Source organism: Streptomyces sp. NPDC051963 (assembly GCF_044593495.1).
In the GTDB taxonomy this organism is placed as follows: Bacteria; Actinomycetota; Actinomycetes; order Streptomycetales; family Streptomycetaceae; genus Streptomyces.
Genome location: NZ_JBIUCC010000004.1, coordinates 385,470 through 397,141, shown reverse-complemented (window position 1 = coordinate 397,141; position 11,672 = coordinate 385,470). Strand labels below are relative to the sequence as shown.

Here is an 11,672-nt window from a genome sequence, read left to right as displayed (position 1 = left end):
GTTTGACGTACGACGCGCGGCGGACGGACGAACCCGCCGGCCGCAGGCCCGACTCGGCGTCCGAGGACAGCCGTCCGCTGTGGCGGCGCCGGGACTTCGGCATCTTCTGGGCCGCGCAGACCCTCTCCGTCCTCGGGGACTCCTTCGCCCTGATCGCACTGCCCCTGCTGGTGCTCCAGGCCACCGGTTCGCTGGCCCGGATGGGTCTGCTGACGGCGGTGGGCGGTGCGGCCATGGTCGTGGCGGCCGTGTTCGCGGGGGCCGTGGTGGACCGCGTCGACCGGCGCAGACTGCTGATCGGCTGCGATCTCGTCCGGATGGTGCTGTACGGGGTGGTCCCGGTGGTGTGGCTCTTCGGGCCGCAGATCTGGCTGCTGTACGCGGTGCTGCCGCTGTGCGAGGCGGTCGGCATGCTGTTCGCCGTCGGCTATGTCACCGTCGTCCGCAGCCTGGTCGGCACCGAGCAACTCACCGAGGCCAACGGCCGGTTGAACGCGACCGCCGCCGCGGCCGGGGTGCTCGGGCCGCTGGGCGCGGGGCTGGTGGCCGCCTGGTCCGGCCCGGCCACCGCCGTCGGTGTGGACGCGGCCAGCTTCGGGGTGTCGGCGGCCTGTCTGGTCGCCGTACGGTTCCGGGCCCGCCCTGGAGACGACCGACCGAAGGAGCGGACGAACCTGTGGCGTGACCTGCGCACCGGTGTGTCCTTCCTGTACGGGCACCCGGTGCTCCGCACGCTGACCGCCCTGCTGTTCCTCTTCAGCTTCTTCACCCTCGGCCTGAACGACCTGGTCATCTACCACCTCAAGCACGACCTCGGCCATGACGACGGCACCGTCGGCACCGTGATGGCCGTCGGCGCGCTCGGCACCATCGCCGGCTCCCTGCTGGTCGCCCGGATCCGCCGCCGGCTCGGCTTCGGCCCGACCTGGATCGGCGCGGTCGCGATCTGCGGACTGGCCTTCGCCGGGCTCGGCCGGGCGAGTGAGGTACCCGAAGTCGCCGTCCTCGCCGCGGCCTTCCTGGCGTGCGTCGCCATCGCGGGCACCTGCTCGATGTCGCTGCGCCAGGAAGTGACCCCGGAGCCGCTGCTGGGCCGGGTCACCTCTGCCTTCTGGACCCTTCAGTACTCGGCGGCCCCGATCGGCGCGGCCGTCCTCACCTGGGCGGCGGAGCGGCAGGGCACGGCGCCCGTCGCGCTGATCGCGGGCGGCAGCTGTGTACTCATCGCGCTCGGCGCCCTGTTCACACCGCTACGACGAGCGGGCACCGACTGACGCGTGGCCCGGCAGCAACCACGCCGGCAGCAGCGCAAGCCCCAGCAGGCCGGCCGCCACCGCGAAGGTGATGCGGAAGCCCGACGGGTCCGTGCCCGCGGCACCCAGGACCACCGACATCAGGGCCGTGCCCACCGATGCCCCCACCTGCGCGTTGATGCTCAACGCCGTGCTCGCCGCGGCGATACGGTCCTTCGGCAGATCGCGGGTCGCGGTCGTCATCGTCGGCATCAGCACCATGCCCGCGCCGATGCCCATCACCACCGACGCCGCCACGACCCGCCAGGCCGCCACACCGTCCACGCCCGTCTGAAGCGCGGTCAGCACCATGCCCAGCGCACCCACCACGATCCCGGCCGGGACCAGGCGGCGCGGCGACATCTTGTCGATGCGGCGGGCGGCGATCTGCATCGTGACACCGACAGCGAGGCCGACCGGTGCACCGAGGAGACCGGCCGCCGTCGCGCTGGTGCCCCGCACCTCCTGCCAGTACATCGGCGCGAGCAGCATCGACCCGAAGTAGCCGCAGGTGAACAGTGCAAGCGTGCCGATGCCGACGGCGAAGGTACGGTCGCGCAGCAGCCGTAGGTCCAGCAGCGGGTCGCGGGTCGTCAGCGCGCGCCGGACGAAGGCGGCGACGAGAGCCGTGCCGGCGAGCGTGGGCAGCAGTACGCCCGTCGCCGCGAAGTCGCCGCGCTCGCCGCCCCGCGCCAGCCCGAACAGCAGCAGCGCCAGTCCCGGCGAGAGCATCAGCAGGCCCGGTACGTCCAGCCGCGGCGCCGATGCGGACCCGCGGGGCGCGTCCGATCGTAGGAGCTTCGCCGCGAGGGTCAACGCGATTGCTCCCACGGGCAGGTTGACGAGGAAGATCCACTGCCAGGACGCGATGTCGATCAGCCAGCCGCCCAGCACGGGCCCGGCGACCGGCCCGACCAGGATGGGCAGCCCGAGCAACGCCATGGCGCGGCCCATCCGTTCGCGCTCCGCGGTGCGCATCACCATCGCCATGCCGACCGGCATGATCAGCCCGCCGCCGAGCCCCTGCACGGCCCGGAACGCGATCAGACTGCCCGCGTCCCAGGCACACGCGGCGAGCAGCGAGCCGAGTGTGAACAGCGCCAGCGCGGTGAGGTAGGTGCGCTTGACGCCGATCCGGCCCATCGCCCAGGCCGCGGTCGGGATGACGGCGGCGAGCGCGAGCGTGTACGCGGTGGCGGTCCACTGGATCGTCTGAAGCGGGGCGTGGAACGCCTCGGAGAGTCTGCGCAGCGCCACGTTCACGATGGTCATGTCGAGCACCGTCATCACCGAGCCGGTGATCACGACGACGACCGTGCGGTGGAGGGCGGCGGAGGGGGTGGCGTGCTCCGCCAAAGCCCGCGCCGGCTCGGTGGAGGTCATCCGCTTCAGCCCTCGTACGGCCGCGTCGCGCGTGCCTCCCGCAACACCCGCCCCCACCAGGTCAGTTGACCGAGCATGCCCTTGGCGGCGCCCTCGCAGACGGCGGCGTCGCGCGGGGTGCCGTCCTCCTCCAGGCCCGACCACGGCCAGTGCAGGCTGACCGAGTCGCGTACGGTCATCGCGTGCAACTCGGCGAAGACCAGCCGGAGTTGCTCGACCGCCCGCAGGCCGCCGCCCAGTCCACCGTAGGAGACGAAGCCGACCGGCTTGGCCCGCCACTGTACGTAGTGCCAGTCGATGAAGTTCTTCAGCGCGGCCGGAAAGCTGTGGTTGTACTCGGCCGTGACGATCACGAAGGCGTCCGCGGCGGCGACGCGCGGCGTGACGTCCTCCAGCGCGGCGACGGCCTCCGGGCTCGGGGAGCCGCCCCAGTCGGGCATGACCAGCGGCAGCGGTACGTCCGCGAGGTCGATGACGTCCAGTTCGACCCCGTCGTAACCCTCCGCGGCTCCCCGGAACCAGTCGGCGACGGCGGGTCCCCGGCGACCGTCGCGGACGCTGCCGACGATGACGGCGAGGCGCAGCGGTGTGTCCGCGGCGTCCCCGGGGGCGGCAGTGGGCGTGATCTCGGTGGCAGACATGGAAGTATCCCCTCGTCAGCGGGTCGGCCGCCCGATACGGCCGCCCGCACCAGAAAGGTACAACGGTCGTTGTAGGAATTACAATGGACGTTGTACTTCGGGATCGTGAGGAGGCGAGAGTGGGCAGCGGCAACGAGGCTCGGGTGGAGCAGGCGCGGCGTGAGGTCCCGCCGCGCAGGCTGGAGAAGCAGATGGCCATCGCGAGCGCGTCCTGCAAGGTCTTCGGCCGCGAGGGCTACGCACGCGCCTCCGTCGACGTGCTCGCCGCCGCGGCGGGCGTCTCGACCCGCACGCTCTACAACCACTTCCCGGGCGGCAAGGCCGAGCTCTTCCGTACGGTCGTGACCTGGACGTCGACCGATGTGCGGGACGCTCAACTCACCCGCCTCCACACCCTGTTGGACCTGGAGCGGCCGCCCCGCCCGGAGGACCTGGAGCGCGACCTGGTGGCCCTCGCGCGCGCCTTCGTCGCCCTCATGACCGACTTCCCCGACCACTTCGCGCTGGTCCGGCACATCCACGCCGAGGCCGACCATGTGCCGCCCGAGGTCCTCCAGGCGTGGCAGGAAGCGGGCCCGAGCCCGGTCCAGCAGGCGATGTCCGACACGATGACGGGCCTGGAGGAGGCCGGGCTGATCGACGTGCACGGCGACGCGCCCCTGGCGGGCATCCACTTCCTCGCCCTGATCTCGCACTCCGTCGTCCAGCAGTCCCACTACGGCGTACGGCCCCTCCCCAAGGGCGAGACCGACCGCATGGTCACGGGAGGCGTGTCGGCGTTCCTGAGGGCGTACCGGGCCGGTTGATCCGCGGGCGCCCCTTCAGCCCGCCCCGACCGCCGGTGCCGTCGCCGTCAGCCGTTCACCCCCGTGTAGTGCCGCAGCGCCCACCGCCACAGCAGCCGCGCCCCCGCATACGCCAGCACGCCCAGCAGCGGGGAGACCGCCGCCAGCCAGTACGGGGCGCCGGTGTCGTGGCCGTGGCCGGTGAGGACCGCGGCAGGGAAGAAGGCGACGAACGCGAGCGGAAGGCCGTACGTCAGGAAGCCGCCGACCGCCTTCGGCAGGACGTTCAAGGGGTAGCTGCCGAAGGTGCCGAGGAGTTCCTCCAGCCAGCGGCCCCAGTAGTCGGCGGCGGGGAACCGGAGCGAGGCGCAGGCCACCACCGTGAACAGGGCCGCCTCCAGGAGCATGCCGCCGAGCACGGCGGCGACCAGGTACGAGATCCGGCCCGACGTCCAGTCCAGGTCACTGCGGCTGAGCGCGCCCACCATCAGGCCCGCCGCGATGGTCAGATCGCCGATCGCGTTGGTGGGGAAGTAGGCGAGCTGGACCTGGCGGTGCACCGGCATGGGGCGGACCAGATAGACGTCCAGCATGCCTTCCTGGATCTGCCGGCCGATGAAGGGCAAGCGCCCCAGCACCAGGACGAACAACCCGTGCGCGAGCATCCGGATCGCCGGGATCAGCAGGACGTCCGAGCTGTCCCAGCCGCCCATCCCCGTGAACCGCGCCAGCAGCACCGTCGCGAACACGATCACCGACACCTGCCAGATCGCGCCGACCGCGATGTTCAGCAGGAACTCGGTGCGGTACTCCATCGCGGCGCGGATGTTGAGCAGCGTGATGCGCCACGTGATGCGCAGCGACTTCACCGCCTTCGGCGACATCTCAGCCTCCCTGCGAGATCACGCGCAGTGCGGCCCGCCGCCACACCCACCGGGTGAACAGAGCCAGCACGACGACCCAGGCGGCCTGAACGGCCAACTGGACTCCTGCGTCGGACAGTTCGATCCGGCCGACATAGATGGACAGCGGCACGCTCAGCGTCGCCTGGAAGGGGAGGAAGCCGCTCAGCCTGATGAACCAGTCCGGGAAGAACCACAGCGGTGCGTAGACCCCGGACAACAGGTTCTGCGCGAAGATCAGGATCAGCATCGCGGAGTTGTTGCGGATGGTGAAGAAGCACATCTGGTCGAGGACGAGCATGACGTAGTACAGGACCCACTGGCCGAGCAGCATGCTCACCGCGAACACCCCGGCCACGGCCGCCGACCCGGGCGGTTCCACCACACCCGCGGCCAGACAGACCACATACCCGCCCAGCGCCCAAGCCAGCCCGTACAGCTGCTCGCCGAGCGCGCGCAGGGCGTAGTAGCGCTGGGGCGGCAGCGGGCGCAGATACCAGTAGACGATCGTGCCGAAGTGCATGTGCTGCAACACGGTGTCCCGGCCCGCGTACTGGTCCAACTCCCGTAGCCGGGAGGCGAGTACGGCCATCACCGCGTACGTGACCGCCTGGTCGCGGGTCAGTCCGGCGGTGGTGCCGGTGTGTGCGTACAGGCCGCGCCACAGCGATGCCACCAGGACCACCTGGACGGTCAGCCGGAGCAGGACGGCGGTCATCCGGGGCGGTGTGTGCAACTCTCCGAGCGGGGTGACGCGGGCGGCGCGCCAGCCGTGCAGGACCGCCATCTCAGGCTCCCTCTGCCACGGGCTCGGCATGCACGTACGCGGCCCGCATCACGTCCTCCAGGTCGGCCTCGTCGAGGGCGAGGTCCGTCACCTCGTACCGCTCGATGACGTGCTTCAGCGCCTGGTGCACGGTCGGCGCGTCCGGGCCGTCCGGGCCGAAGACCGCCTGCGGGCCGTCGTGCCGGAGCAGCGCGATGCCCGGCAGGGAGCCGACCTCGGTGTGCGGGTCGGCGAGCGTCACCCGTACCTGCCAGGTCGAGCCGTACTTGCGGCGGATCTCGTCGAGGGTGCCGTCCAGGACGAGCCGCCCGTGGTTGATCAGGACGACCCGCTCGGCGAGCCGCTCGACCTCCGTCATGTCGTGGGTGGTGAGCAGCACCGTACGGCCGCGCTCCTCGACCTGGTGCCGCAGGAACTCCCGCACCTGCTCCTTCACCACCACGTCCATGCCGATGGTCGGCTCGTCGAGGAAGACCACCGGCGGGTCGTGCAGCAGGGCGGCGGCCAGATCGGAGCGGACGCGCTGGCCGAGGGAGAGATGACGGACCCGGGTGTCCCAGAAGGAGGAGAGGGCCAGGAGGTCGTCGAACTCCTTCAGTCTCGCCGCGTGTTCGGCCTTCGGCACTTCGTAGATGTCACGCAGGATCGCGAACGACTCCCGCACCGGGAGGTCCCACCACAGCTGGGTGCGCTGCCCGAACACCGTGCCGATGTTCCGGGCGTTGCGCTCGCGCTCCTCGTACGGCACCACGCCCGCGACCCGGGCCTCACCGGCGGTGGGGGTGAGGATGCCGGTGAGCATCTTGATGGTGGTGGACTTCCCGGCGCCGTTCGGGCCGAGCAGGGCGAGGAGTTCGCCGGGGGCGACATCGAACGTGACGTCCTGGACGGCGTGCTTGGCGACCCGCTCCGGGTTGACCAGGGACCGCAGCGCGCCGGCGAAGCCCGGTCTGCGGACGGTGGTGTGGAAAGTGCGGGACAGGCCGCGGACCTCGATGCTTCGGCTCACGTCGTGAATTCCCTTGCCTGGAACATGAGTTGCGGCCGGTCGGCTTGGAAGGGGCCGACCGGCCGCGGGCACATCACGACCGTCGCAGAATGTCGATCAATCGGTCAATGGATTAATGGTCCGTCCAGTTGGACTAATCGATCACCGAGAACACGAACGAGAACTCCGCCGGCTCGGCCTTGAGGAAGTACTGCGGCAGCGGTCCCGGCCCGCACGACTGGGAGCCGATGCCGTGCTGCCCGTGGTCGAGGTTGACCCACACCGTCTCACCGGGCGTGAGATCGGTGAGGTGCCCGGCCGCGTCCAGCTGCTCGTTCGTCCAGCGGCGCGCACTGAACCAGAACTCCGGCTCACCCTCGATCCGCAGCCCGCCCAGCTCCGCCCAGCGGACGTCGGACCGGGCACCGTTCTCCTGCGGACGGACGTACGGCGTCTGGAGTTCCCCGATGCTCGCGTCCCACTGAAGGAGCTTCGCCGCGGCCTTGGTGTCCGGGTACGCCTCGCCGCCACTGCCGAACCAGACCGCGGAGTCCGTGGACGCCGCGGGCAGCCCGAACCGGACGCCGAGCCTGGGCAGCGGCACGGTCCAGTCGCCCTCGGGCGCGACCGAGACGGTGAGGCGCAGTCGCGTTCCGTCGGACGTCCACCGGTACACCGTGCTGAGGCCCACCTCCCGGGCGGCGGGCGCCACCCGCGTCCGTACCGTCAGCGCGTCGTCGCCCGACTCCACGCCGTCCAGCCGGTGCCGCATGCGGTGCAGGCCCAACTGCCGCCACCGCACGCCGTACCGCACATCGTCCTGCCAGGACGCTCCCTCGTCGTTGTCGGTGGGGGCGCGCCACACGTCCAGACGCAGTCCGGTGACGTCGACCCCGCCGATGGACCGCAGGGCACCGGTGCGGGCGTCGAAGGAGGCCGGGCCGAGCACGATCCGGTCGCCGTCGGCCGCGGGCCCGGCACCGGTCGCCGCCGGGAGGGGCGCACGCGGCGCGACGGTCCGCTGCGCCCACGCCACCTCGTGCCCCCTGCCGGACCAGGAGGTGTCCTCGGCGAGCAGCGCGCGGACCGTCCACCGGACCTCGTCGCCGTTGCCGTCGGGGGCGGCCGCCGGCAGCTTGACCTCCGCCGACTCACCCGGCCCGAGCGGCGGCACGGCGAGCGTGTGCGCACCCGTGGGGACGCCGTCCACCTGGTACGAGAACTCGAACTCCAGGTGCGACAGATCGGCGAAGTCGTACGCGTTCGTCACCCGTACGGTGCCGTCCGCGCCGTCTCCCTCGATCCGGACCGGCTCGATCACCTTCTTGTACTCGACGAGCCCCGGGGACGGCGTCCGGTCAGGGAAGACCAGTCCGTCGCAGACGAAGTTGCCGTCGTGCAGCTCCTCGCCGAAGTCGCCGCCGTAGGCGAACCCCAGCTCAGGGTGGGTGATGCCGTGGTCGATCCACTCCCAGATGAAGCCGCCCTGGAGCCGGCCGTACGACTCGAACAGCCGCTGGTAGTCGGCGATGCCGCCGGGGCCGTTGCCCATGGCGTGGCCGTACTCGCAGAGGATGAAGGGGAGTTCACGCCGTTTGCGCGTCCCCCCGTCCAGTCCGGCGCCGATCCGCTCGACCTCGGCGTGCCCCGCGTACATCCGCGAGTACACGTCCGTGTCACGGCAGTCGATGTCGCCCTCGTAGTGCACCAGCCGCGATCCGTCCCGCCCGTGGATCCACTCGGCCATCGCGGTCAGGCCGCGGCCGGTGCCGGCCTCGTTGCCGAGGGACCAGATGACGACGGAGGGGTGGTTCTTGTCGCGCTCGACCATGCGGGCGGCGCGGTCGAGCAGGGCCGGGGTCCAGCGGTCGTCGTCGACGGGGTTGTCGCGCCAGGCCTGCTCGGTGAAGCCGTGGGTCTCCAGGTCGCACTCGTCGACGACCCACAGGCCGTACTCGTCGCACAGGTCCAAGAAGGCCGGGTGCGGCGGGTAGTGCGAGGTGCGGACGGCGTTGAGGTTGTGCCGCTTCATCAGCAGCACGTCGGCCCGCATGGTCTCCACATCGAGGGCACGGCCCTGCTCCGGGTGCCATTCATGGCGGTTGACCCCCTTGAAGAGGAGGGGTTTGCCGTTGACCTTGATGAGTCCGTCTTCGAGGGCGACCGTACGGAAGCCGATGCGCAGGGGCACCCGCTCGCCTCCGGTGGCCAGCACCCCGTCGTAGAGATACGGGGTCTCGGCGGTCCACGGCCGCACCGGGACCGTCACCGACTCGCCCGTCGCGACATCGATGTCCAGGGCGGGCACGGACACCCGCCCGTCGACGTCGGAGTCGACGCGCAGGGTGCCCTCGCCCGTGACATGGTCGAAGCCGGCGTGCACGAAGAAGTCGAGCGCGCTGTCCGCCGGCCGGTGCAGCAGCGTCACATCACGGAAGATGCCGGGCAGCCACCACTGGTCCTGGTCCTCCAGATAGGAACCCGCGGACCACTGGTGCACACGGACCGCGAGAACATTGCCGGTCGGCTTCAGCAGCAGCCCGACCGCGAACTCGTGCGGCAGGCGCGAGCCCTTGAACTCCCCGAGGTCCGTGCCGTTCAGCCAGACGCGGGCGCACGACTCCACCCCGTCGAAGCGGAGCACGGCGCCGCCGTCGCCGGGCCAGTCCGCCGGCAGGTCGAAGAACCGGACGTGGTCGCCGGTCGGGTTCTCGGTCGGGACGTGCGGCGGGTCCACCGGGAAGGGGTACAGGTGATTCGTGTAGATGGGCGACCCGAACACGCCGCCGCCTTGGAGAACCCAGTGACCGGGGACCGCGACCTCGGCCCAGTCCCCGGTGTCGTACCCCTCCGCCGCGAAGGACTCGTCCTCGGCGTCGGCCGTCGCGGACAGCCGGAAGCGCCAGTTGCCGTTGAGGGAGAGCGACTTGGCGTCCGAGGACGCGAACCAGGCGCGGGGCGGGAGGGCCCCGCTGCCGGGTGCGACGTCCTCGACGTAGTCGATGGCCGGGGTGGTGCGGTAAGACATCGGTCTCCTAGGTCAGCCCTTGATGCCGGTCTGTGCGATCCCCTGGACCAGCCAGCGCTGGAGGAAGAGGAAGACGAACACCAGGGGCAGGATGGAAATGGCGGTGGCCATGAAGATCAGGTGGTAGTTGACGGTCTGGTTGTTCATGTACGCCGACAGCGCGACCTGCACGGTCCATGCGCTCGGGTCCTGGCCGATGACCAGCGGCCACAGGAAGGAGTTCCACCCGTTGATGAAGGTGATCGTCGCGATCGCCGCGAAGAAGTTCAACGAGTTCGGCACCACGACACGCCAGTACGCACCCCAGTAGCCGAGCCCGTCCACGCGTGCCGCCTCCTCCAGTTCCTTGGGGAACCCCAGGAAGTACTGCCGGAACAGGAAGCAGGTGAAACCACTGAACAGGCCCGGAATGATGAGACCCCGGTAACTGTCCACCCAGCCGAGGGACGAGACGAGCACGAAGCTGGGGACGAAGGTGACGGCCGTGGGAACCATCAACGTCGCCAGGACCGCGTAGAACACCTTGTTGGCGTGCTTGTACGGGATACGGGCGAGGCCGTAGCCGGCGAGCGAGCACAACAGGAGGATGCCCGCGGTGTGCAGGACGGCGACGACCACGGAGTTCCACATGGCCCGCGCGAAGTCGACGGTGACATCGTCGAACGGCTCGGTGATGTTGCCCCACTGGATGTCGGTCGGGAACCACTTCCAGCTCTCGCCGGTGATCTCCGGGTCCTTCATCAGGGCGTTGCGGACGATCAGATAGAAGGGGATCAGGAACAGAAGTGCGGCGACGGCGGTCGCGACGTAGAGGCCGCTGCTGCTCATGACGCCGCCGCGCCTTGCCTTCACCGGCTTCGTCTTCCCGACCTCGGGTGCTGTGGTGGTCACTTGGACTCCTCACCCCTTCCGAAGCCCATGATCTTGCCCTGGAACAGGGTCACGATGCAGATCAGCATCGTCAGCACGACGGCGCCCGCGCTGCCCGCGCCGTAGTTCTGGTTCTCACCGAGGGCCATCTTGTACAGCTCGACCAGCGGAGGCTGGCCCCAGGTCGCCCTCGGCAGCAGATTGAAGAACTCGTCGAAGGCCTGGTAGGCGGCGACCAGCAGAAGCAGGATCACCGCGGTGGACGTGGCCCGCAGCTGGGGCAGCGTGATGAAGCGGAAGGTCTGCCAGCCCCGCTTCGCACCGTCGATGGCGGCGGCCTCGTACAGCTCCCGCGGGATGTTCTGGAGCGCGGCGATGAAAAGGATCATGTAGAAGCCGGACTGGAGCCACAGCCGCACGGTCACGATGACCAGCCAGTACCAGGGCGGGTCGGGGACCGCGAGCCAGGCGATGTTGTCCACGCCGAACCAGCCGAGGACGGTGTTGGCCAGGCCGAAGCGCACGCCGTTGAAGAGGGACATCTTCCAGATGAGCGAGGCGGCGACATAGCTGACCGCCGTGGGCAGGAAGAACACCGACCGGAAGAACGCCCGCATGAACCGGATCTGGTTCACCAGCAGCGCGAGGCCCAGGGAGAGGGCCCAGGTGGCCGGCACGATGAACGCCGCGAACACGGTGAACGTGACCAGCGAGTTCCGGAAGTCGGTGTCGGTCAGGATCAGCTTGTAGTTGTCGAAGCCGACGAAGTCGCTCGGCGTGACCGTGAAGCGTGCCTCGAAGAAGCTGAGATAGATGCTCCAGCCGATGGGCACGAAGACGAAGATCACCAGGCCGATCAGGAACGGGCCGGTGAAGAGCCAGAAGTTGAAGGTGCTGTTCGCCCTCAGGCCCCGCCGCGGCCGGCCCTTGGAGACCTTGGCCGAGGCGGGCGGGGCGACCCCTCGCGTGGTGGTGGTCGACATGTCGAGATCCGTC

Annotated in this window: 10 protein-coding genes; 2 read left to right on the top strand and 8 right to left on the bottom strand. The window is 70.2% G+C overall.

Going from position 1 to position 11,672, the window contains the following annotated elements; all coding sequences use genetic code 11:
- Positions 1-2 precede the first annotated feature (2 nt).
- Positions 3-1,274, top strand: a complete 1,272-nt coding sequence (locus ACIHFB_RS18495; RefSeq protein WP_365274404.1) for an MFS transporter — start codon at positions 3-5, stop codon at positions 1,272-1,274.
- Here ACIHFB_RS18495 and ACIHFB_RS18490 read toward each other — a convergent pair.
- Positions 1,251-2,675 carry a DHA2 family efflux MFS transporter permease subunit gene (locus ACIHFB_RS18490; RefSeq protein ID WP_365274401.1) on the bottom strand — a complete coding sequence of 475 codons (1,425 nt, stop codon included), beginning with the start codon at positions 2,673-2,675 and terminating at the stop codon, positions 1,251-1,253. The genes ACIHFB_RS18495 and ACIHFB_RS18490 overlap by 24 nt on opposite strands.
- A gap of 5 nt (positions 2,676-2,680) precedes the next feature.
- Complete coding sequence (locus ACIHFB_RS18485) at positions 2,681-3,316, bottom strand: NAD(P)H-dependent oxidoreductase (RefSeq protein ID WP_365274398.1); 636 nt, start codon at positions 3,314-3,316, stop codon at positions 2,681-2,683.
- A gap of 83 nt (positions 3,317-3,399) precedes the next feature.
- Between ACIHFB_RS18485 and ACIHFB_RS18480 the strand changes: the two genes are divergently transcribed.
- Positions 3,400-4,122 carry a TetR/AcrR family transcriptional regulator gene (locus ACIHFB_RS18480; RefSeq protein WP_365274395.1) on the top strand — a complete coding sequence of 241 codons (723 nt, stop codon included), beginning with the start codon at positions 3,400-3,402 and terminating at the stop codon, positions 4,120-4,122.
- A gap of 47 nt (positions 4,123-4,169) precedes the next feature.
- Here ACIHFB_RS18480 and ACIHFB_RS18475 read toward each other — a convergent pair whose 3' ends face one another.
- From ACIHFB_RS18475 to ACIHFB_RS18450, 6 genes are all read right to left on the bottom strand, one after another.
- A complete protein-coding gene (locus tag ACIHFB_RS18475) occupies positions 4,170-4,985 on the bottom strand; it encodes an ABC-2 family transporter protein (RefSeq protein ID WP_365274393.1) in 816 nt (271 codons plus the stop codon).
- 1 nt (position 4,986) lies between these two features.
- The gene (locus ACIHFB_RS18470; RefSeq protein WP_365274390.1) at positions 4,987-5,790 is read right to left on the bottom strand and encodes an ABC-2 family transporter protein; all 804 of its coding nucleotides are present in this window, start codon (positions 5,788-5,790) and stop codon (positions 4,987-4,989) included.
- A gap of 1 nt (position 5,791) precedes the next feature.
- Entirely contained in the window at positions 5,792-6,799 is a 1,008-nt protein-coding gene (locus tag ACIHFB_RS18465; RefSeq protein WP_365274388.1) for an ATP-binding cassette domain-containing protein, read from the bottom strand.
- Between the two features lie 133 nt (positions 6,800-6,932).
- Positions 6,933-9,806, bottom strand: a complete 2,874-nt coding sequence (locus tag ACIHFB_RS18460; protein ID WP_400127343.1) for a glycoside hydrolase family 2 TIM barrel-domain containing protein — start codon at positions 9,804-9,806, stop codon at positions 6,933-6,935.
- A gap of 12 nt (positions 9,807-9,818) precedes the next feature.
- Complete coding sequence (locus ACIHFB_RS18455; protein ID WP_365274382.1) at positions 9,819-10,697, bottom strand: carbohydrate ABC transporter permease; 879 nt, start codon at positions 10,695-10,697, stop codon at positions 9,819-9,821.
- Positions 10,694-11,659 (bottom strand): sugar ABC transporter permease, encoded by a 966-nt coding sequence (locus ACIHFB_RS18450; RefSeq protein ID WP_365274379.1) that lies wholly within the window; start codon positions 11,657-11,659, stop codon positions 10,694-10,696. Before ACIHFB_RS18450 ends, ACIHFB_RS18455 begins: the two co-directional genes overlap by 4 nt.
- Between the last annotated feature and the right edge of the window lie 13 nt (positions 11,660-11,672).

Coding starts and splice junctions, on each gene's coding strand:
- ACIHFB_RS18490 (WP_365274401.1), bottom strand. CDS start 2,675: ATGACCTCCACCGAGCCGGCGCGGGCTTTGGCGGAGCACGCCACCCCC.
- ACIHFB_RS18485 (WP_365274398.1), bottom strand. CDS start 3,316: ATGTCTGCCACCGAGATCACGCCCACTGCCGCCCCCGGGGACGCCGCG.
- ACIHFB_RS18480 (WP_365274395.1), top strand. CDS start 3,400: ATGGACGTTGTACTTCGGGATCGTGAGGAGGCGAGAGTGGGCAGCGGC.
- ACIHFB_RS18475 (WP_365274393.1), bottom strand. CDS start 4,985: ATGTCGCCGAAGGCGGTGAAGTCGCTGCGCATCACGTGGCGCATCACG.
- ACIHFB_RS18470 (WP_365274390.1), bottom strand. CDS start 5,790: ATGGCGGTCCTGCACGGCTGGCGCGCCGCCCGCGTCACCCCGCTCGGA.
- ACIHFB_RS18460 (WP_400127343.1), bottom strand. CDS start 9,806: ATGTCTTACCGCACCACCCCGGCCATCGACTACGTCGAGGACGTCGCA.
- ACIHFB_RS18450 (WP_365274379.1), bottom strand. CDS start 11,659: ATGTCGACCACCACCACGCGAGGGGTCGCCCCGCCCGCCTCGGCCAAG.